The sequence below is a fragment of the Helicobacter cinaedi CCUG 18818 = ATCC BAA-847 genome (genome assembly GCF_000155475.1).
Lineage (GTDB): Bacteria > Campylobacterota > Campylobacteria > Campylobacterales > Helicobacteraceae > Helicobacter_C > Helicobacter_C cinaedi.
On record NZ_DS990391.1, the window covers coordinates 542,372 to 561,983 of the forward strand.

The window sequence follows — 19,612 nt, forward strand, 5'->3', positions numbered from 1 at the left end:
GTATTGATACTTTAAAAGGAGTAAGGGCGTATGGAAACACAAATAGAATTAACACGAAAGACAAAAGAGACAGATATTACTCTCTCTTTAAATCTCTATGGTAGTGGGAATGCGGAGATAGAAACAAGCATAGGCTTTTTTAATCATATGCTTGAATCGCTGACCAAGCACAGCCTTATGGATATAAGGCTTCACTGCAAGGGCGATACAGAAGTTGATGGACATCATAGTGTGGAAGATTGTGGCATACTCTTAGGCAAGGCATTACATCGGGCAATTTATCCAGCTAGTGGCATTGAGCGATTTGGCAATGCGAGTGTGGTAATGGACGAATCTTGTGTGGAATGTGATATTGATGTAAGCAATCGTGGATTCTTACTTTTTGACACTCACGCATACAAATTGCCCTTTAAAGGAATGGTTGGGGGCTTTGATGTGGAGTTAGCAGAAGAGTTTTTTAGGGCGTTATGTTTGAATACTGGACTAAGTGTGCATATCGTGCTAAAACGCGGGAAAAATCTACATCACATTGTAGAGGCGATGTTTAAGGCTTTTGCAGTGAGTTTTAGACGCGCTATAAGTCAAAATCCTAGAATCTTAACACCTTCAACAAAGGGGATATTATGATAAAGCTACTTGTATTTGATGTAGATGGGACATTAAGCGATGGTAAGGTGTATTACTCTCAATCAGGTGAGGAGATAAAAAGCTTTGATATACGCGATGGATTAGCCATTAATGTGTGGAATAGACGCTTAAACTATCAAAGTGCCATTATCACGGGAAGAGAATCTCAAATGGTGAGAAAACGCGCAGAGGAGCTAGGCATTGAGCATATTTTTATGGGGATAGAAAATAAGGGAGAAGTGCTTACAGAGCTTATAGCAAAGCTAAATCTCAAAGCGAGTGAAGTGGCGTGTATAGGCGATGATCTCAATGATTTAAGTATGTTTAGAATCTGCCAAAAAGCCTATATGCCAAAAAATGGGGCTAAGGCGTTAAAAAAATATGCCTACAAAGTTTTAAAATCTAATGGTGGCAATGGGGCGGTGCGTGAGATGATAGAAGATGTGCTTAAACTCAATGGAGATAAAAAGCTTGAAAAATATTTCTTATAGAATCTATGGCTTTTTTTTCGCACTTTTATGCTTTAGCTTAAGCAGTATGGTGCTTTTCACACAGGATAATGACCTGCATAAAGCCATAGGCAAAGAAGTGCCAAATATAGAGATGACAAATTTCACACTCTATATGCTGACACCACAATATTGCCAAGCCATATCGGAAGGGACTTTAGCAATGCGGTTTGAAAATAGAGAGGAACTCTATGAGCTTTTTATCCATCAAGTGAATAATAAGCTTAATGAATATCTCTACGCTCCTTATGTGCTAAGCAAAAATAGAATCTACACTTTTTCTCAAGGGGCAGATTATCTGCGACTAGATGGACTAAGCTTTTGGAGCAAATGGGGTGTGTATGACTATAATAAACGCATTTTTCAAGGCAAAGAGGACTTTATCCTGCGGCATAACACCACACAAGCCACAGGACAAAATATTTTTTATGATTCTGTGTTGGGGGAAGTGAAGGCAGATACATTTAAAGCAGATATTCTGCTAGGGGAAAAATTATGACACATACCTTGCTAAAACTTATGCCTATACTGCTTTTATGTGCTTTTGCGTGGGGAAAAGAAGAAGTTTTGCAAGTGAGTGCAAAAAACTTCCAAAGTGATATGAAAAAGGGCATTACAGAGCTGAATGGTGAAGTTGTCGTAACAAAGGGCGGAGATACGCTATGGGCGGATAAGGTCATCATAGAAACAGATAAAAAAAACCGCCCACAAAAATACACCGCCATAGGCAATGTGAGATTCCACACTAAAATGCCCGATAAAGAGATGAAAGGTAAGGCAAAAAAGGCAATTTATGATGTAGCCAAAGATGAATATCAGCTTATTGATAATGCGATGATTGAAGAGATAGGCAAACAAAACACCATAAAAGGCAATGTGATTGTGTTTAATCCACAAACCCAAGAAGCCTCAATCAAAGGCTCAAATCAAAAGCCCGGTGTGATTACTTTCATCATTGAAGATAAAAAGCAAGACCAATGACACAGAATCTAAAAGAGACAAAAAAGCAAGATTCACCAAAAAATCTTACGCAAAATGGAGTAAAGATTCTAGAATCTGCCTTTATGACAAGTGCGACAAATCCCAAAAATGCCTCCGCTCCTAGCATTACCGAAATAGTCTTTTTAGGACGCAGTAATGTCGGCAAAAGCTCACTTATTAATGCCTTGCTTAACGCTCCATTAGCCAAAAGCTCTTCAACACCCGGGAAAACACAGCTCATTAATTTTTTTTCATCATTATGGCTTAAGGAGAATCAAAAAATACCGCTTTGTTTTGTGGATTTGCCCGGATTTGGCTATGCAAAAGTGAGTAAAAGCATTAAAAAAGAGTGGGAGAAGAATCTGCTTTCATTTTTGCTTTCACGCCAAAGCATTAAGCTGTTTTTACATTTAGTGGATTCTCGTCATACGGATTTAGAGATTGATAAAAGTGTGGAGGCGTTTTTACAAGAGATTTGCAAGGGCGATCAAAAAATCTTAAGAATCTACACAAAAGCTGATAAGCTTAAGCAAAACGCTCTTAGCTCTTTGCAATGTAAGCTCACTCAACAAAATATACTAGATTCACAAACGCAAAGCTATTTGTGTAGTATCACTGCCAAAAATCACAAAATTACTTCAATTCCTGCGTTGCGTGAGAAAATCTTAGATTTTACTTTGGGGGTAGAAAATGGCATTTGAGTTTATAAAGCCCACATTGGCTGATATTAAGGAAATGCGGAATCTTGTCAGCGTGGAAGTGAAAAATGGCGTGATACTAGATAGAAGCGAAGATGAAATGGCAAATACCATTCGCTCTTATATCGTGGCTAGAGATAAGGGTAGCGGGGAGATTGCAGGATTCTGTGCGTTGTATGTGTATTCTGTGGATTTAGCTGAAGTGCGATCTTTAGTAGTGAAAGATTCTTATCGTGGCTCTGGGCTAGGCAGTGAGCTGGTAACAAGGGCATTGCAAGAGGGAAAAGAGCTTGGGATTAAAGAAGTGCTTGTTTTGACCTATAAGGCAAAGTTGTTCCAAAGGCTAGGTTTTGCTATAATAGAAAAATCTCTTTTACCAAATCACAAAATATGGGTGGATTGTATTAAATGCAAACATTTTCCAATATGCGACGAAGTGGCTCTTATAAACAAACTCTCTTAGGCATTGCCCTTTTTATCGGGCTATATGCGTATGAAAGCTTAGCAAGTATGACGATATGGCTGCCCCCACTTATTGGCGTGTGCTTGGTGCTATTTATGAAGTTTGATAAAGAGGATAGATTCTATTCTTTTATAGCCTTGCTTTTTGGTGTAGCCCTTATAGAATCTGAAAACAATCTTCCTTTAGGTATGCTTTTAGGGTTATTTTTATTTTTAGCCCTTTTAGTTGTGCCAAGCATTCAAACACTCCTTAATACCCCCAAACTTGCCAAAGCAAGCTATGTCGCCCTAGCGTATTTGGGATTATATATTGTGGCTGTGATGATTGATATAGCCACAGACAGTAATGTTACACCGCCTTTTTTTATCGTGCTGTATTATTTAGTGATTGAAATTGTGATAGTGATGTTTTTATGATGAGTTTGCGTTATAAATTCCTTATCATCTTTTTTGTTGTTGTGTGGCTTATTATCTGTATGCGTTTATTTGTGATAAATGTCATCAATCACGAGTATTATGAAAAATTTGCCGAGAAAAATGCCATACGCACAGAAGTGCTTTTACCTATGCGAGGGCTTATCCTTGATAGGAATAATGAACCTTTAGCCATTAATGAGATAGGTTTTTCTATCTCGCTTATTCCTAAGATTCGCAATAAGCAAATTATAGAATCTGAAGTGGATAAAATTGTCTCTTTTCTCCCACATTTAGATAAAGATGAGCTTATAGATACATATAACAAAAACAACCACGCTTATAATCACGCCCCTGTGGAGCTAGTAGGCTTTGTCCCTTATGCACAAATGCTCAATATCTATGCGTATTTGAAACGCTCTTCAAATATCATTATTACCGCTAATAGCAAACGACTTTATCCCAATGAGAGTGCGGCTTCACATGTGATTGGCTATGTGGCAAAGGCAAATGATAATGATATACAGAAAAATCCCCTTTCGCAATACAGTAAAGTCATAGGCAAAGATGGCATTGAAAAAACCTATAATACATATTTGCAAGGTGAAGCGGGGTATAGAAAATCTCAAATCAACTCCTTGTATAAACAAGTGCAACTTTTACAAGAAGATGATGTGCTAAAACGCAATGATTTGCGTCTCTCGCTTGATTTAAAATTGCAAGAAAGCATTGATAGGGACTTTGAGTTTCACTCTGGAGCAGTGATTGTAATGAATGTGCATAATGGCGAGATTCTAGCTGCTGGAAGCTACCCGGAGTATAATATTAATCTTTTTGTTGATGGTATTAGCCATAAAAATTGGCAGGAGCTTACAGAAAATATTCATAAACCTTTGATTAATAAGCTTGTGTATGGACGCTATCCGCCCGGCTCGGTTATCAAAATGGGTATGGTTTTAGCATTTTTAGAGTTTGCCGGGATAACTGAGCATAGTGTCATTCAAACACCACCCTATATTGAATTTGGTAATCGTAAATTCCGCGATTGGAAGGCTTCTGGACACGGTAGCTCTGATGCAATAAAGGCAATTAGAGAATCTGTTGATGTGTATTTTTACACGCTTTCACAAAGAGCAGGTATTGAAAATATGGCAAGTGTGCTAAGCCAAATGGGTATAGGCGAACTCACCGGCATTGACATTCCAAATGAAGTTAAAGGCATTCTGCCAAGTCCGGAGTGGAAGCTCCGCCGATATGGGGAGCAATGGTATGGTGGCGATACGATTACCACCTCCATCGGGCAGGGCTATTTTCTCTCAACCCCTATGCAGATTGCAAGATATACCGCACTTATTGCTTCAGGCAAACTTGTAACGCCACATTTTGCAAAAGATTTTAATAATGAACCTGCAAGGTTTGAATCTAAAGATGTTTTGAATGAGTTTCAAAAATCAAAGCTTGATGTGCTAAAAAAAGGAATGTATCAAGTATGTTCTGTCCCGGGTGGAACGGCATATTTTCGCACACAAGGGACAAAAGTAAAACTTGCGTGTAAGACGGGCACGGCTCAAGTTGTTGGGATTCCACAAGATATTCAAAGACGCGTGAGAGAAGCAGATATGGAGTATTTTCATCGCTCTCATTCGTGGATTACCGCATTTTTACCCTATGAGAATCCACAATATGCGGTAACAATTCTTATAGAACACGGCGGAAGTGGGGGGAATGGCGGACCATTGCTTGTAAAAATCGCCAATAAACTTAAAGAGCTTGGCTATGTTAAATAAGGCAGACAAAATTATGCAAGGGGAAAATCTATGCTAGAGAATAAAGTCATTTTAATCACCGGAGGCACGGGGAGCTTTGGAAAAAAATTTGTTGAAAAAGTCTTAAAAAAGCATAATCCTAAAAAGATTATTGTATATAGTCGCGATGAGTTAAAGCAATATGAAATGGCACAAGTCTTTAATGATAAAAGAATGCGATATTTTATCGGCGATGTGCGGGATAAAAGTCGCCTTGAAGTGGCGTTAAATGGTGTGGATATTTGTATCCACGCTGCGGCGTTAAAGCACGTGCCAATTGCCGAATACAACCCTATGGAGTGTATTAAAACAAATATTGATGGGGCAAGTAATGTCATCAGTGCCTGTCTTAGCAATAATGTCAAACATATCATTGCTTTAAGCACAGATAAAGCGGCAAATCCCATTAATCTCTATGGTGCGACAAAGCTGTGTTCGGATAAGCTTTTTGTAACCGCAAACAATATCAAGGGGAGCAAAGATTCTAAATTTAGCGTTGTGCGTTATGGCAATGTTATCGGCTCTCGTGGATCTGTTGTGCCGTTTTTTCAAAAGCTCGTGTGTCAAGGGGCAAAGGAGCTGCCTATCACTGATGAGCGTATGACTAGATTTTTTATCACGCTAGAATCTGGCGTGGAATTTGTGCTGCAAAGTTTAGAGCGAATGCACGGGGGCGAGATTTTTATCCCTAAGATTCCAAGTGTGAAGATTAAGCAATTAGCTCAAGCACTAGCACCAAATCTCAAACAAAAAATCATCGGCATACGCCCGGGCGAAAAGCTCCACGAAGTAATGGTGCCAAAAGATGATTCTCATTTGTGTATTGAGTTTGATAAGTTCTTTATCATCGCACCAACGATTAATTTTCAAACGCCTGTTGATTATCACACAACACGCAAGGGTGAGGTTGGCAGGGCTGTGGAATCTAGCTTTGAGTATAGCAGTGAAAGCAATTCTTGGTGGCTTGAAAATGATGAAATTCTCAAAATAATTAAAAAATGATAAAATTTTAAGCCATTTATTAGAAAACAAAAAATATAATTCCGCGTTTTTAAATTCTCATTAAAGGAGTCAAAATGATTAAGACGGAAATTGTAAAAATGCTTAACGAGCAAATTGCAAAAGAAATGTATGCGGCAAATCTCTACTTGAGTATGAGTTCTTGGTGCTATGAAAATAGCTTTGATGGTGCGGGGTTATTCCTATTCCAACACGCTGATGAAGAAAGCGGACACGCAAAGCGTCTTATTACTTATCTTAATGAAACAGATTCTAAAGTAAGTATCGCTCAAATCACCGCTCCTGAATCTAGCTTTAGCGGGTTGCTTGATGTGTTTGAAAAAACTTACGCACACGAACAAAAAATCACGCAATCCATTAACGAGCTTGTGGATTTTACATTACAGAGCAAGGACTATGCGACTTTCAACTTCTTGCAATGGTATGTGAGCGAACAACACGAGGAAGAAGCACTCTTTAGGGGCATTGTGGATAAGATTAAGCTCATTGGCTCAAATGGCGATGGTCCTTACCTTGCAGATAGATTCATTAAAGAACTCTCAAAATAACTAAAAAATAAGCTCTTCTGTGCTAGATTCTCTAGCACATAAAGGAGAGTGAATGCAACATATTTTCCACAATAAAAATGTCCTTATTCTCATAAGTGGCTCAATCGCCGCATACAAAATGCTTGATTGTATCTCACAGCTGAAAAAATATAATGCTAACATCAAGGTTGTAATGAGCAAAGAAGCTTGTAAATTTGTTAACCCCTTAAGCTTTGAAGCAATGAGCGGGAATCTTGTCCTAACTGAACATAATCAATCGTGGGTTACTCAATCAAATGTAGTAAATGGGGCAAATCATATCGCTTATGCAAGGTGGGCGGATATTGTCCTTATAGCACCAGCCAGTGCCAATAGTATTGCTAAAATCGCTTGTGGCATAGCCGATAATGTCTTGCTTACCACACTCCTAGCTACAAGGGCAAAAAAGCTTATCGCCCCTGCGATGAATACGGCTATGCTAGAATCTCCGCAAACTCAAGCCAATCTCACTACACTTAAAAATCTAGGCTTTGAATGTATAGAATCTCGCTCAAGCCTTTTAGCCTGTGGGGAGATGGGAGATGGGGCGTTAGCGGAGATTGATGAGATTATTTTTAGACTTGCTCGTGGGCTACATACAAATGTATTTTGGCAGGGCAGAGATGTCATTATTAGCGGCGGTGGCTCAAAAGAGAGCATTGATGAGGTGCGATTTATCTCAAATCATAGCAGTGGCAAACAAGCAAGTGCCTTGGCTATCGCATTCTATACACTTGGAGCAAAGGTGAGTTTTGTTTCAAGCGTTTTCCCTTGTCCATTGCCAAAGCAGATTACGCAGATTGCAGCCCAAAGTGTTGCTGATTTTCACACGGAGATTCACAAACTTATTAAACAAGCAGAATCTAAGCCCTTTGTCTTTATGGCAGCAGCCTTGGCTGATTATGCTCCCAAGCCACAAAAAAGCAAACTTAAAAAAGAGCAGGTGGGCGAGACACTCACATTGCAATGCTTTCAAACACAAGATGTGTTATTCTCCATTTCGCTAGAATCTGCGTATAAAATAGGCTTTAAAGCCGAGATGGATAGGGCGAATGCCCCGCATTATGCGAAAACTATGCTAGATTCTAAGCAATGCGATATGGTGTGTCTTAATGTCATAGGGGAGCAAAATCCCTTTGGTGCGAATAGCAACACGATAAATATTTTCACACACGACTTTACTCAAGGTGCAAGTGGCTCAAAACTTGAAGTCGCCTTTAGCATAGCCAAAGCCTGTGAAAGCCTTACAAAGCCTAGCAATGATTCAAAAAATCGCTAATTTAGCTCAAAATCTTAAAGTCTCTAGCCCCACGACCTATAATGCCGCCCTGCCTATGCTGATTAAAGTCTTAGCACAAACAAAGGGGGACACCTATCTTTTACAAGTAGGTTCAAAGCAGATTCAAAGTAAAAGCCACAAAGAGCTTTTTATCGGGCAGAAGTATTGGGGCGAAATGGGGAAAAGCTCACTAGGGCATATCACTTTAAGAAATCTTATTCCGCAACCAAATCTTTTAGAATCTTTTAGCAAAGCCCCTTTGCAGTTTAGTTTGCAGGATTTGCAGGAATTAGGGGAGCAAAAGGACATATTTGAAGGATTTAAAGACTTTTTAAGTCAAAAATTAGCTACTTCTCAAAGCAAGGAAGAGTTTTTATTTTTAAGTAATCTCCTGCTTGGACTAAAAAGCGGGGTGCTAAGCCTTGCTATTGCTGAAAAAAATGAGATTTTACAAATGAAAAAGGTAGAGGCAAATACGATGCGATTTAGTGCGATAATGCATTCCCTTGGCATTATTGAAGGCGAGATAAGCATAACAAAGGGCGGAAATACTCTAAGTCTCAAAGTGATGTATGAAAGCACAAAGGTTTTGCTGGAAAAAAATCTTTCACTCCTTAAAGGCTTTAAGTTAAGTAAAATCACTCTAGATTCTAGTCTTAAGCCCTTGTATGAGTTTAAGGAAAGTTTGCTTGATGTGCGTGGCTAAAACAACTTAAAAGGAGTAAAAATGACAACACAATACAGAGACTTTGAAGGCTTTATAACAGAAGCAAGGGAAATATTTAAAGATAGAATCTACACGGACTATCTCCGCCGATTTGCTTATGGGATTGATGCCTCTTGCTATGCGTATGTGCCGCGTGTGGTGGTTAGAGCGGTGAATGAAAATGAAATCATCAATCTTTTTACACTTAGTCAAAAATATAATACCCCACTCACATTTAGAGCCGCAGGGACGAGTTTAAGCGGACAGGCTTGTAGTGATTCTGTGCTAGTGTTAGCCAATGCGTTTTGGCAGGATATTGAGATTATCGGCAATGCGGAGAGTATAAAATGTAGTTGTGGCGTGATTGGCATAGAAGCAAATGAAACCTTAAAGCCCTATGGCAAAAAGATAGGACCAGATCCAGCGACTATTAATAATGCAATGATTGGTGGAATCTTTTCAAACAACTCTAGCGGTATGTGCTGTGGCGTAAAGCAAAATAGCTATAACACCATAAAATCCGCACGATTTATCCTGCATAATGGCACGATCCTTGATACAAGTGAGAATGCTAAACCAAATGAAAGCATAGAATCCTTTTTACAAACGCATAAAGATAAGGCAGATTCACTTCTAGCCTTGCGTAAAGAAATATTGCAAGACACGGAGCTTTGTGAGCTTATCAAAAGAAAATTTGCTATCAAAAATACCACCGGTTATAGTATCAACGCCCTGCTAGATTTTAGTGAAATTAAAGACATCATCAATCATCTTTTTATCGGTGCGGAGGGGACTTTGGGTTTTGTGTCTTTGGTGGAATATGAATGCGTAGAAGACTATGCTTACAAAGCGTGTGCCTTGCTTTTTTATGAAAATTTAGCTCTTGGGGCAAAGGCGGTTGAGATTCTAGCAGGGAATGAAAGCCTTGTGAGTGCGGCGGAGATTATGGACTATGCGTGTTTAGATTCTGCTAGGGGCTTGGAAAACGCACCGCGTGAGTTAGAGAGAATAGAGAGTGGGGCTTGTGCGATTTTGGTGCAGTTAGAATCTAGCACACAAAAGGAGCTAGTTTCTAAAATCGCTCATATAAGCAAGGAGTTAGAATCTGTGCCAAGCCTTTTTGGCGTACATTTTAGCAGTGATGAAAAGCTTATGGCGTCTTGGTGGAAAATCCGCAAAGCCCTTTTGCCCTTAGCAGCGGGGAGTCGCCCAAGTGGAAGCATTGTCATCACTGAAGATATTTGCTTCCCTATATCCACTTTCGCACAAGGCATAGATTCTATAACTAAGCTTTTTGATAGATTTAACTTTCAAGGTATTATCTTTGGACACGCTTTAAGTGGGAATGTGCATTTTATCATCACGCCTAATCTTAACGATGAAAAGGAGAGCCAAGCGTTTGGGGAGTTTATGGAAGCGATGGTAGATTCTGTCATTGCCTTGCAGGGTAGCACAAAGGCAGAGCACGGCACAGGGCGTATGATAGCCCCATTTGTGGAAAAAGAGTGGGGTGCGAAAGCGTATGCTATAAATCGCAGGATAAAAGAGATTTTTGACCCACATAGCCTTATCAATCCTGATGTTATTATTAGCGATAATCCCCAAATCCACACACAAAATCTCAAGCAAAGCAGCGAGGTAGAGGACTTTATCGATCAATGTATGGAATGTGGATTCTGTGAGAAAGTCTGCCCTAGTAGAAATCTTACTTTGACGCCAAGGCAGAGAATAGCGGTGCGAAAAGAAATCGCAAGGCTAGAGGCTTTGCTTGGCGTGGATTCTATGGATTCTAAAAGTGTTATGGAATCTGGTGCAGAGACACGAAGCGAAGCAATCGCTGATTTAAGAGCCAAGCCACAAAAATCAATCACTACAAATGCGGAAGGATTTTGCGATGATTTTGGGAGTTTTCAAGGTGGAGGCGAAGGGAGTTTGCTAAAGGCAAATGACCGATCCGACACCGCAGAATCTGCCAAAAGCACGCAAAAGCCAACGCATATAAAAGCAATACTAAAAGAGTTAAAACAGGGCTATCAATACTTTGGCATCGACACCTGTGCCACCTGCTCTATGTGCTCTCTCTCCTGCCCCCTAGAAATTGATAGCGGTAAAATCGCCTCCAAACTTAGCCCTGCCACAAAAGGCATATTTTCACGCTTTGTTGCTACACAGAGTGCCGAGCATTTTAGCACCACTCTTAGCCTTGCTAAAGGGGGCTTACGCATAGCAAACTTTAGCTCTAATATGTTGGGCAAAAATACACTAAGCAATTTAAGCAAAAAGATAAAGTTTCTGCCCTATATCCCAAGCTCACTGCCTAGGGCAAATGCCTATCGCCTAGAATCCAAGCTAGATTTTACAAGCAACGCACAATCCCAAGTGGCAATTATATATTTTAGCACTTGTATCAATCGCTCCTTTGCCCCGCAATCAAGCTTGAAAGATACAAGAGCCTTGCAAGAAGTCTTTGAATCTTTGTGCAAAAAAGCTAATGTGAGTGTGGTGTATCCGCATAATCTTAGTAATCTCTGCTGTGGCAAGGCGTATAAAGACTATCCACAAAGTGCAGAAGCCAAACGCAAGGAAGTGTATAAGGCATTAGATTCTACTATGAGAGAATTACAAAGCAAAGGTGTAGAGCAAATCCATATCGTGTGCGATCATAGTGCGTGTAGCTATGAGCTAAAAAATGGGCTAAAAGAGCTAGATTCTACTCTCACCATTTTAGATATGCCCGAATGCATAGAATCTACTCTTTTGCCTCGCCTACATATCACGCCTTTAGATGAGGATATTGCCCTTTATGCGATGTGTGCTACAAGAAAGGGCAAATGGGATAAGTCTCTAAAATCTATTGCCAAAACCTGCACGAATGGCGAAGCTATAGTGCATTCTAAAACGCAGTGTTGTGGCTTTGCAGGAAACAAGGGCTTTATTTGCAGTGAGTTAAATGCTTCAGCTTTGCGGGAGTTAAGTGAGTTTTATGCAGATAAGCAAAAAGGGTATTTGGCTTGTGGGCTAGAATCCCAAATAGAGAGTGAAAAAATGGATTCTAGCGTAGAATCTACAAAAAAATCCGCCACGCACAATAACACCCAAAGCAACAAAACACAAAGGCATAGAAAACTACGACTTGGCTTTTCAAGCTCTAGCACTTGTGAAATAGGACTCAATGACAAAACAAATATTATTTGGCAAAATCTTATTTATCTTGTGGATAGGGTGAGCAAGTGAGGGTGCAACCCTCAAAATCATCGGGTGCTTTCTCGTATGTTGCGTATTTATCTATAAAATCATCAAGTTCAAAGTATAAATCACATAAACTAAGGACTGGTGGATAATCTCTCCACCACTCGCAATTTAATGAAACTATGAGAGGGTGCGACAGGTGAATCAAACTCTCAAACTCCGCATCACCCATAAAGATTCCTTTGAATTCTAGCTCGGTTTTAATGCGATTGCTCCAATAGGTAGTATAGTCTATCCATCGCTTAGATTCTGTATCATAATATTGAGGATATTCGTCTCCATAGTAATCTCCATAATCAGTAATCTCCATAATCCCACCACCACATTTCTGTATCGCACATATCTTCCCACAACTCTTGCTCTTCTGCTTCCTGCTTCATATTGTGGGGTTTATCCTGTGTTTCAAAGCAAATGCTTTGTGAATCTTCATCTAGCACAGCCTTAAATGTAAAATCATCAGGCAAAGTCTTTAAAATTTCGCTCAATGTATGCTTATCCATAGCTTCCCCCTTGATATGTGGATTAAAAAGCAAATCTACTTATTGGTCGCGTTTTGTTTTCATATCGTGTTGTTTGACATATTCTTCCCTATCTTCATCACTCAAGTATTTATCATAATCCTGTGGCACAGGCTCTTCACGCTTGCCTTTTGTATCTTTTATAATATCATCTAGTAGCTTTTTAAAATCATCATTTATCCTGCCTAGCTCATCAAGCATTGAAATATCAATATCTTCTCGCCTTTTAGCTGGAAAAAGAATCTCCCACTCTTCATTGTCTGTGCCAAAGTTAATAACGCCAATGCCAAATCGTGCATTAAGCTTCCTTAGCTCATCTTTTATGCTAGGCTCTATGGGTCTAAACACCGCTAAATATCCATAGTTCGCCCAGCTGGAGTTTGACACCGCTTGGAAATATATCTTTTTCAAATCAGCGGCGGATTTTATCTCTACTTTTAGCTCAAATGAGTAAAACTCTATTTTTGGGTAATTGAATGTATGGATAAACTCTAATATCTCTCTTTGGCATTTGCTTTCTTTAAAGTCTTGGATACTAAATTTCACTCCTACAATATCAGGGTGAATCCACTCATTTATGCCTTTTTCACGCTTTTGGCTTTTCTCGTGGAAAATTGTCTTACAAAAGAGATTAAGCTCATCTCTAGCAAATTTCACAAATAGTGGGTGGAGAGAGCGTTCAAGCTGCTCTTTACTTGCTTTGTCATTCTCATTTTCTTGTGGGTCGTTTGCAACTTCAGGGACTATGGCTTGATGTTTGCCTGTGATACCAAAGAGTGTGGGAGACTTTGAAAATGCAAAAATATTGTAGGCTTTACGCCTTATTGGTGAGTGTAAGGCAACTGATAAGGCTTGTTTTCTAGCGTTTTCACTCTCTAGCTTTTTGTCTAAGCCTTTTTGCTTGGCTAGATTCCATATTTGCCCAAGTTGCAAAGGCGTAGCAGAATCTAGTAGCACTTCTTGTGCGAGATGAAGATAAGTGTAAGACATAGGAACTCCTTTTTTTGTGTTGTTAATCTCATTCTTTTGATTGTCTAGCTAATTTTTCAATTGAATCTCCAAAAGCTTCTTTGCCCACCTCTATGCCTTCTTCATAGAGAGCATTCCACTTTCTATTTTTAGATTTGCTTTTTGCTATACTTTCTTTTTTAAAAGTTAGCTCTCCACATATTTTTAAACGCTCTATTGAAGAATTTGTAGCTTTTTCCTTATTCATTCCATTTTGTAGTCGCAAAGCTATTGCCACCTCTTCACTTGCTCCACAAACACCCATCATTATTCTATTTGTAAAAGCTTCTAATGCCTCTTCCATTTCAAGCCCAAAAGCACACATTGTAGAAATCATTAAACCAAAGATTGTTTTCTTCATTTTGCTCCCTTAAGTCAATTTATCCCATAGGATATATAAAAACGCATTGTATCTTTGTAAATTTTAATTCTCAATTAATCCTATAGGATAAATATGAAAGCAAAAGAAACAAAAAGGCAAGGAGAAAAAGGGCAGTGCAAAAGCTTTATAGCAATGCAACACAAGAAGAGATTAGCGAGTTTTACAAACGCATATCCGCTAATATTAGAATCTTGCGTGAAGAGCGGGGAATCTCCCAGCTTGACCTTGCCCTTGAGATAGGAATTAAATCTGTGGCGTTTTATTCAAATTGTGAAAATTGTCGCTATGGGAAGCATTTTAATTTAGAGCATTGCTATAAAATCGCTAAAGCCCTTGAGATTGATTTAAAAGACATCTTTTCCCTACTTTAACTCCGCCCAGTTTGTGCCAATGGCAATACCGCATTTAAGCGGCACTTCAAGCTTATAAATGCTATTCATAATATCCGCCACTTCCTTAGCATAGTTTTCTGCCCTTTCACTTGGGGCTTCAAAAATCAGCTCATCGTGCACCTGCAAAAGCATTTTTAAATCGCTTTTTGCATACCGCTTGTGAATCTCACACATTGAAAGCTTGATTAAGTCCGCCGCACTGCCTTGAAAGATAGAGTTTATCCCCTCACGCAAGAAGTTTGCTTTCATAAAATCAGTAGCCCTTTTAAAGTCAAAATACCGCCTATGCCCCAAAAGCGTTTGGGAATAGCCATTTTCAAGCAAAAATTCCTCCTGTGCGTTCAAAAAGTCCTTAATCGTGGGGAATAGGGCAAAATAGCTTTCAATATACTCTTTAGCCTGTTTGAGTGGAATCTGCAGGGTTTGAGAGAGCTTTTTACTCCCCATACCATAGATAAGCCCAAAGTTAATGCTTTTGGCAATAAAGCGTTTTTGCATAGCTTCCTGCTCCCCAAAAAGCCTAGCTGCTGTTTCAAAATGAATATCCTTATCCTGCATAAAAGATTCCACAAGTGAAGGGTCTTTGCAAAAATGCGCTAAAAGTCGCAACTCAATCTGTGAATAATCAATGCTAATAAGGCTGTGTCCTTCTTTGCTAATGAATGCTTGGCGGATTTTACGCCCTTCTTCACGGCGGACGGGGATATTTTGTAGATTTGGCGATTTAGAGCTAAGGCGTCCTGTGGCAGTGCCATTTTGCAAAAATGAAGTATGGATTCTATGCGTCTCATTTGTCCTGCCAAGCCGCAAAAGTGGCTCAATGTAGGTGCTTTTTAGTTTATTGCTCTCTCTATAATCTAAAATCAGATCAATCACAGGGTGGCTATCAATAATGGCTAGAAGTGTCTTTTCATCAGTGCTTAAGCCCCCCTTCACACTTCGCCCGGGCTTCAGTCCAAGATTCTCAAATAAGATATGAGCGAGTTGCTGGGGGGAGTTAAGGTTAAAAGTCTCTCCGCATAAATCATAGATTTTTTGACTAAGCTCGGCGATGTGTTCGCTTGATTTATCTTTTAGAATCTCTAAAAGCCCTATATCTACCCGAATCCCTTCTAGCTCCATATCCATAAGCACCTTAATAAAGGGATATTCAAGATTTTGGGCTAGCTCCAATATCCCACCCCATTCTCTTTTGTGAAACTCATCTTCCAAACGATGATAGAGCTTAAAGGTTGCCGCAGCATCTTCAGCGGCGTATTGCGTAGCAGTAATGATATTCACTTGTGAGAAATTTTCCCCCTTTGGCACAACACTATCAAAGCTAATCATTGTGTGATTAAACCATTTTAGCATTTGCTTATCAAGTCCCACAGGTGCGATACTATCATAAAGCCAACTTAGAATCATACTATCATAAATCTTGCCAATGTGTTCTAGCCCAAGTGTGCGGTAGATAAGACTAAAGTCAAACTTGAGATTATGCCCGATAAGCGGGTGAGTGAATATTCTGCTTATGGCACTTTTGGCTTCTTGTAGGTTAAGCTGATTACCCACACCTAAATATCTATGCCCCACAGGCACATAATAAGCATTTTTTCCATCAAAGCAAAATGAGAATCCCACAAGCTGGGCTTCCTGCAAATCAAGGCCATCACTCTCGCAGTCAAAGCCCACTCTCACCCCTTGTGGAATAGAATCTAGCACGAATTCTACGGATTCTAAAGTATCAAGCAAATGGGGGGTAAAGCTAAAGGCTTCATCTTTTTTACTCTCTATATTTTGGGGTGATTGTGTGCCTTGAAGTGAGCCAATGCCCATTTGAGCGGATTTTTTCTGTGTGTATCGCTCATAAGGGGATTGAATCTTGGAGATGATATTTTTTAGCTCATATTTTTCTAACTCATCAAAAATCTTAAGCATAGGGTTAGATTCAGGCATTAGACATTTATTTAAATCAATATTTTCAAGCAGATTATCATAGAGTGTAACAAGCTTTTTGCTTAAAAAGGCATTGTCCTTGCCCTCTTTAATAAGCTTAGCAATTCTTGGTGTGGTGGCAGATTCTACCTCATCAATACGAGCGTATAAAGATTCTATACTCCCAAAGCGTTGGATAAGCTTTTGAGCGGACTTTGCTCCTATGCCCTTTACTCCCATTACATTATCACTACTATCGCCTACAAGACTTTGATAATCAATAAAATTCTTGGGATATACGCCATATTTTTGCAAACATTGTGCTTCTTTAATGTCCTTTTTGCCGATAGGATCGTAAATATAAGTATTCTCATCAATGAGCTGGTATAAGTCTTTATCGTGGCTTATGATTCTTACCGTGATATTTTGTGCGTTAGCGACTTTGTTGATTGAAGCGACAACATCATCAGCCTCATAGCCTTCAATGCTGATATTTAAAAAGCCCATTTTAGCAATCCACTCAATCGCAATGGGGAGTTGCAAACGCAACTCTTCTGGGGCGGCTTGGCGATTGGCTTTATACTCACTATAAATATCTCGTCTTTTATTTCTCCCCCCACCTTCTAAAGCAAAGGCAATATAGGTGCAAGAGGGATCTTTGTATAAAGACTGCAAAAGGTTGCAAAAGCCCACAAGCAATCCTGTGGGGAATCCTTGTGAATTTTTAAGCGGAGGGAGAGCATAAAAACTACGAAAGAAAAATCCAAAAGTATCAATGACGCTAAGAGTATTCATACAATGCCTTTTGTGAGATAAAGTGAGATGATGGGAAGTCAAAGGTTGCTAAGAAAAGTTTGTAATTTTCACTTTTCAAACCTGCCAACTTCCTTGCTGTGCTTAACTATATCTTTTTTTCTTAAATGCTTTTGAAACTTTGGAGATTTATTTGACACTCTAGCTTGTGAGAAAGGTTTAGAATCTTAAGGCACAAGAATATAACGCCTTGTGATACGCACAAGATTATTGCTCGCTGGGTGGGTAACTTTGCCGTGAATATCAAGCAAAATAGTGCTACTATTAAGAGGCGTGAGATGGGCATAAAAATGATAATGTGAAAAGATAAACTCCTGCCTATCACATTGAGCCATATCCTTTTGCCTTAGGCACATTAGAGCCATTTGCTTCACACTTCTTGCGTGGAGCTGGAGCTGGGTTTTGGCATAGACTTGAGAGAGTGCAAAGGAGCTGTGATAATGCTGCTGGAGATAAAACGCACACGCTAACCCAATGAAGACAATAAACAACACCGCATAAAGCATATAAAATCCGCTATGTTTCATCGTCCTGCCTTTACAAAAATTCCACGATAGAATCTAGCCAAATGCCACGAGTCTGGCAGAAAGGCTTATTTGGTGTTTTGACACATAACTGAATCTCTAGCAAGATTCCCTGTGAAAAGCTTAAAGGTGTGATTTCAAAAGATTCTACATCATAGGCAATAGGCACAGAATCTAGCCACAAGGCATTATCATACACACTTAAAGTATGATGAGTGATAGGCAAAATGGCTAAAGGCGTGTGAGTTATGGGCTTATCAAGCGTGAGTGTATTGCCTGTTGTAGCAGTAATGGCAAAAGGAGTAAAATCGCCCTGTGGCTTTGAGACAAGATAAGCAGACATTCCATTAGACCAACCAGTGCTGTTATGATTGCTTGGGTTATTTGTGAGTTGGGCAAGATTCAGTGTGTTTTGATGAGAGTGTAAAATCTCTATGGAAAGTTTAGGCAGAAGCGTGTTGCCTTGCATAAGGGACTGAACATTTTTATCCCCACCGCCAAAAAGCAAATCCTGCTGAATGGTGTAAAAGGAAATATGTGAGCTTGGGGCGGAGAGTGCCTTGCCATTTGAATCTTGTAAAGATTCTATAATGGCGGATTCTAAAAGATTTTCAATCTTTAGCAATGCAGTGAGTGCTGTGCTGTCGTTTTTAGCCTGTGTGTAGGCGATATGCTTACTTATATCTAAAAGCATAGAGCTACAAACAAGTCCTATTATGCCTAAAATCACAACCCCCACGCTCACTTCAAAAAGCGAAAAAGCGGAGCGTTTGGACTTAAAAAACATTAGCGAATATGTGTGGGAGCAAAAAATGAGAGATTAGATTCTGTGCTGCGGTGGATATTGCCTTGATAAATAAGCGTGGGCGTGGAGTGGGTGCTAAGCTGTGTTTGTGTGAGCTGTGGGCTTAAAAGTAGCTGTTTGTAATATGTATAACTGCTTATCTGCTGGGGATTTTGTAGTGATAGAAAACTAAATGCAAGGCTAAAGCCTAACGCACAGATAAAAATCCCCATTACCGCATCAAGTAGCACAAATGCACGATGAGTGGTGTGTATTCTGGGGCTGTTGGCTATCGTGGAATTAGGCGGATTTTTCATATAGATTCTTGTGTCTTAGGTGTAGGAGTAGAATCTTTGGCGTGAAGCTCACCGATAAACACTTCGGATTCTAAATAGGCTTTTTTGGTTGTAGAATCTTGTGAATCTGCAGTAAAGCTTAGCTCAAGGATAAACTTCCACCGCCCATTTGGGAGATTATCAAGCATTTGACTCATAAATGTGTGAGAATCATTTGTGCTAAACTCGCCTAGATTCACTAGCTCCACGGCTTGGATAGGGGAATCCAAAAAGAGAGTAATACTTTTTAATTGTGTCGTGGGCTTATCTAGTTTAAAAGTTAGGCGGACATTATCTGCTGGGATTTCAACAATCTCGCCCCTCTTAATATCTGGGCGGTGAGATGGTGCGTAATAAGGAAAGACAAAATCAAGCTTTTTAGCTGTGTTGGCATTTAAACTTATGGTGTAAGAAAAGAGATTATTAAAAAGATTTTGATTTGCAATAATCTCGTTAATGCGTTCATCAACATTGCGTTTTGTGTCAAAATAGGTGCTTTCATCTTGAATGGGGTTTTTTAACGCAATGGTGATTGACACACTCACCATAAATACACCAAACAACAAAACGCCAATAATGCCTAGGGGCCAATAGTTTTTCTCCTGCATACACTCTCCTTATTT

23 protein-coding genes are annotated in these 19,612 nt (G+C 39.5%); 14 read left to right on the forward strand and 9 right to left on the reverse strand.

The features are described 5' to 3' along the window. Nucleotides 1–30: 30 nt before the first annotated feature. The 13 genes from hisB (at nt 31) to HCCG_RS02895 (ending at nt 12,301) form a co-directional block, all read left to right on the forward strand. On the forward strand, nt 31–627 hold the full coding sequence (hisB, locus tag HCCG_RS02835; protein WP_002955910.1) for an imidazoleglycerol-phosphate dehydratase HisB: 597 nt from the start codon (nt 31–33) through the stop codon (nt 625–627). Further along, nucleotides 624–1,118 carry a KdsC family phosphatase gene (locus HCCG_RS02840; protein WP_002955911.1) on the forward strand — a complete coding sequence of 165 codons (495 nt, stop codon included), beginning with the start codon at nt 624–626 and terminating at the stop codon, nt 1,116–1,118. The genes hisB and HCCG_RS02840 overlap by 4 nt, the downstream gene beginning before the upstream one ends. Further along, nucleotides 1,099–1,635 (forward strand): hypothetical protein, encoded by a 537-nt coding sequence (locus HCCG_RS02845; protein ID WP_014667405.1) that lies wholly within the window; start codon nt 1,099–1,101, stop codon nt 1,633–1,635. Before HCCG_RS02840 ends, HCCG_RS02845 begins: the two co-directional genes overlap by 20 nt. Then, complete coding sequence (lptA, locus tag HCCG_RS02850; protein WP_002955913.1) at nt 1,632–2,117, forward strand: lipopolysaccharide transport periplasmic protein LptA; 486 nt, start codon at nt 1,632–1,634, stop codon at nt 2,115–2,117. Before HCCG_RS02845 ends, lptA begins: the two co-directional genes overlap by 4 nt. After that, complete coding sequence (gene yihA / locus HCCG_RS02855) at nt 2,114–2,818, forward strand: ribosome biogenesis GTP-binding protein YihA/YsxC (protein ID WP_015453868.1); 705 nt, start codon at nt 2,114–2,116, stop codon at nt 2,816–2,818. The genes lptA and yihA overlap by 4 nt, the downstream gene beginning before the upstream one ends. Then, the gene (locus tag HCCG_RS02860; RefSeq protein ID WP_002955915.1) at nt 2,808–3,278 is read left to right on the forward strand and encodes an N-acetyltransferase; all 471 of its coding nucleotides are present in this window, start codon (nt 2,808–2,810) and stop codon (nt 3,276–3,278) included. Before yihA ends, HCCG_RS02860 begins: the two co-directional genes overlap by 11 nt. Next, nucleotides 3,242–3,694: a Ycf66 family protein gene (locus HCCG_RS02865; protein ID WP_002955916.1), complete on the forward strand. Its 453-nt coding sequence runs from the start codon at nt 3,242–3,244 to the stop codon at nt 3,692–3,694. The genes HCCG_RS02860 and HCCG_RS02865 overlap by 37 nt, the downstream gene beginning before the upstream one ends. Next, nucleotides 3,691–5,478 carry a penicillin-binding protein 2 gene (gene mrdA / locus HCCG_RS02870; protein ID WP_002955917.1) on the forward strand — a complete coding sequence of 596 codons (1,788 nt, stop codon included), beginning with the start codon at nt 3,691–3,693 and terminating at the stop codon, nt 5,476–5,478. Before HCCG_RS02865 ends, mrdA begins: the two co-directional genes overlap by 4 nt. A 30-nt stretch (nt 5,479–5,508) precedes the next feature. After that, on the forward strand, nt 5,509–6,498 hold the full coding sequence (gene pseB, locus HCCG_RS02875) for a UDP-N-acetylglucosamine 4,6-dehydratase (inverting) (RefSeq protein WP_002955918.1): 990 nt from the start codon (nt 5,509–5,511) through the stop codon (nt 6,496–6,498). A gap of 74 nt (nt 6,499–6,572) precedes the next feature. After that, a complete protein-coding gene (ftnA, locus tag HCCG_RS02880; protein ID WP_002955919.1) occupies nt 6,573–7,064 on the forward strand; it encodes a non-heme ferritin in 492 nt (163 codons plus the stop codon). A gap of 52 nt (nt 7,065–7,116) precedes the next feature. Further along, nucleotides 7,117–8,361 carry a bifunctional phosphopantothenoylcysteine decarboxylase/phosphopantothenate--cysteine ligase CoaBC gene (coaBC, locus tag HCCG_RS02885; protein WP_002955920.1) on the forward strand — a complete coding sequence of 415 codons (1,245 nt, stop codon included), beginning with the start codon at nt 7,117–7,119 and terminating at the stop codon, nt 8,359–8,361. Then, the gene (locus HCCG_RS02890; RefSeq protein WP_015453871.1) at nt 8,342–9,067 is read left to right on the forward strand and encodes a hypothetical protein; all 726 of its coding nucleotides are present in this window, start codon (nt 8,342–8,344) and stop codon (nt 9,065–9,067) included. The genes coaBC and HCCG_RS02890 overlap by 20 nt, the downstream gene beginning before the upstream one ends. A 21-nt stretch (nt 9,068–9,088) precedes the next feature. Then, nucleotides 9,089–12,301 carry an FAD-binding and (Fe-S)-binding domain-containing protein gene (locus tag HCCG_RS02895; protein WP_002955922.1) on the forward strand — a complete coding sequence of 1,071 codons (3,213 nt, stop codon included), beginning with the start codon at nt 9,089–9,091 and terminating at the stop codon, nt 12,299–12,301. Here HCCG_RS02895 and HCCG_RS02900 read toward each other — a convergent pair. From HCCG_RS02900 to HCCG_RS02915, 4 genes are read right to left on the reverse strand one after another with little or no spacing between them, the layout of a single operon-like run. Beyond that, nucleotides 12,270–12,626: a hypothetical protein gene (locus tag HCCG_RS02900; protein ID WP_002955923.1), complete on the reverse strand. Its 357-nt coding sequence runs from the start codon at nt 12,624–12,626 to the stop codon at nt 12,270–12,272. The genes HCCG_RS02895 and HCCG_RS02900 overlap by 32 nt on opposite strands. Then, nucleotides 12,613–12,816 (reverse strand): hypothetical protein, encoded by a 204-nt coding sequence (locus HCCG_RS02905; protein ID WP_015453872.1) that lies wholly within the window; start codon nt 12,814–12,816, stop codon nt 12,613–12,615. The genes HCCG_RS02900 and HCCG_RS02905 overlap by 14 nt, the downstream gene beginning before the upstream one ends. Nucleotides 12,817–12,855: 39 nt before the next feature. Beyond that, nucleotides 12,856–13,824 carry a hypothetical protein gene (locus tag HCCG_RS02910; protein ID WP_002955925.1) on the reverse strand — a complete coding sequence of 323 codons (969 nt, stop codon included), beginning with the start codon at nt 13,822–13,824 and terminating at the stop codon, nt 12,856–12,858. A 28-nt stretch (nt 13,825–13,852) separates the two neighbouring features. Further along, the gene (locus tag HCCG_RS02915) at nt 13,853–14,203 is read right to left on the reverse strand and encodes a hypothetical protein (RefSeq protein ID WP_002955926.1); all 351 of its coding nucleotides are present in this window, start codon (nt 14,201–14,203) and stop codon (nt 13,853–13,855) included. Nucleotides 14,204–14,337: 134 nt separating this feature from the next. Between HCCG_RS02915 and HCCG_RS02920 the strand changes: the two genes are divergently transcribed. Beyond that, nucleotides 14,338–14,595, forward strand: a complete 258-nt coding sequence (locus tag HCCG_RS02920; protein WP_002955927.1) for a helix-turn-helix transcriptional regulator — start codon at nt 14,338–14,340, stop codon at nt 14,593–14,595. On the opposite strand, the gene polA is transcribed toward HCCG_RS02920, so the two are convergent. The 5 genes from polA to HCCG_RS02945 all read right to left on the reverse strand — a co-directional run bounded on the left by polA (nt 14,587) and on the right by HCCG_RS02945 (nt 19,597). Further along, nucleotides 14,587–17,328, reverse strand: a complete 2,742-nt coding sequence (gene polA / locus HCCG_RS02925; protein WP_002955928.1) for a DNA polymerase I — start codon at nt 17,326–17,328, stop codon at nt 14,587–14,589. The genes HCCG_RS02920 and polA overlap by 9 nt on opposite strands. A 185-nt stretch (nt 17,329–17,513) precedes the next feature. Then, a complete protein-coding gene (locus tag HCCG_RS02930) occupies nt 17,514–17,873 on the reverse strand; it encodes a hypothetical protein (RefSeq protein WP_014667410.1) in 360 nt (119 codons plus the stop codon). Between the two features lie 10 nt (nt 17,874–17,883). Next, nucleotides 17,884–18,657, reverse strand: a complete 774-nt coding sequence (locus HCCG_RS02935; RefSeq protein WP_002955930.1) for a hypothetical protein — start codon at nt 18,655–18,657, stop codon at nt 17,884–17,886. Further along, nucleotides 18,657–18,971: a hypothetical protein gene (locus HCCG_RS02940; protein WP_002955931.1), complete on the reverse strand. Its 315-nt coding sequence runs from the start codon at nt 18,969–18,971 to the stop codon at nt 18,657–18,659. Before HCCG_RS02940 ends, HCCG_RS02935 begins: the two co-directional genes overlap by 1 nt. Continuing rightward, the gene (locus HCCG_RS02945; RefSeq protein WP_002955932.1) at nt 18,968–19,597 is read right to left on the reverse strand and encodes a hypothetical protein; all 630 of its coding nucleotides are present in this window, start codon (nt 19,595–19,597) and stop codon (nt 18,968–18,970) included. The genes HCCG_RS02940 and HCCG_RS02945 overlap by 4 nt, the downstream gene beginning before the upstream one ends. Nucleotides 19,598–19,612 lie beyond the last annotated feature (15 nt).

Bases quoted from the DNA above. Each gene is read 5' to 3' on its own strand.
- hisB (WP_002955910.1), top strand. From the start codon at position 31: ATGGAAACACAAATAGAATTAACACGAAAGACAAAAGAGACAGATATT.
- HCCG_RS02840 (WP_002955911.1), top strand. From the start codon at position 624: ATGATAAAGCTACTTGTATTTGATGTAGATGGGACATTAAGCGATGGT.
- lptA (WP_002955913.1), top strand. From the start codon at position 1,632: ATGACACATACCTTGCTAAAACTTATGCCTATACTGCTTTTATGTGCT.
- yihA (WP_015453868.1), top strand. From the start codon at position 2,114: ATGACACAGAATCTAAAAGAGACAAAAAAGCAAGATTCACCAAAAAAT.
- HCCG_RS02860 (WP_002955915.1), top strand. From the start codon at position 2,808: ATGGCATTTGAGTTTATAAAGCCCACATTGGCTGATATTAAGGAAATG.
- HCCG_RS02865 (WP_002955916.1), top strand. From the start codon at position 3,242: ATGCGACGAAGTGGCTCTTATAAACAAACTCTCTTAGGCATTGCCCTT.
- mrdA (WP_002955917.1), top strand. From the start codon at position 3,691: ATGATGAGTTTGCGTTATAAATTCCTTATCATCTTTTTTGTTGTTGTG.
- pseB (WP_002955918.1), top strand. From the start codon at position 5,509: ATGCTAGAGAATAAAGTCATTTTAATCACCGGAGGCACGGGGAGCTTT.
- ftnA (WP_002955919.1), top strand. From the start codon at position 6,573: ATGATTAAGACGGAAATTGTAAAAATGCTTAACGAGCAAATTGCAAAA.
- coaBC (WP_002955920.1), top strand. From the start codon at position 7,117: ATGCAACATATTTTCCACAATAAAAATGTCCTTATTCTCATAAGTGGC.
- HCCG_RS02890 (WP_015453871.1), top strand. From the start codon at position 8,342: ATGATTCAAAAAATCGCTAATTTAGCTCAAAATCTTAAAGTCTCTAGC.
- HCCG_RS02895 (WP_002955922.1), top strand. From the start codon at position 9,089: ATGACAACACAATACAGAGACTTTGAAGGCTTTATAACAGAAGCAAGG.
- HCCG_RS02900 (WP_002955923.1), bottom strand. From the start codon at position 12,626: ATGGAGATTACTGATTATGGAGATTACTATGGAGACGAATATCCTCAA.
- HCCG_RS02905 (WP_015453872.1), bottom strand. From the start codon at position 12,816: ATGGATAAGCATACATTGAGCGAAATTTTAAAGACTTTGCCTGATGAT.
- HCCG_RS02910 (WP_002955925.1), bottom strand. From the start codon at position 13,824: ATGTCTTACACTTATCTTCATCTCGCACAAGAAGTGCTACTAGATTCT.
- HCCG_RS02915 (WP_002955926.1), bottom strand. From the start codon at position 14,203: ATGAAGAAAACAATCTTTGGTTTAATGATTTCTACAATGTGTGCTTTT.
- polA (WP_002955928.1), bottom strand. From the start codon at position 17,328: ATGAATACTCTTAGCGTCATTGATACTTTTGGATTTTTCTTTCGTAGT.
- HCCG_RS02930 (WP_014667410.1), bottom strand. From the start codon at position 17,873: ATGAAACATAGCGGATTTTATATGCTTTATGCGGTGTTGTTTATTGTC.
- HCCG_RS02935 (WP_002955930.1), bottom strand. From the start codon at position 18,657: ATGTTTTTTAAGTCCAAACGCTCCGCTTTTTCGCTTTTTGAAGTGAGC.
- HCCG_RS02940 (WP_002955931.1), bottom strand. From the start codon at position 18,971: ATGAAAAATCCGCCTAATTCCACGATAGCCAACAGCCCCAGAATACAC.
- HCCG_RS02945 (WP_002955932.1), bottom strand. From the start codon at position 19,597: ATGCAGGAGAAAAACTATTGGCCCCTAGGCATTATTGGCGTTTTGTTG.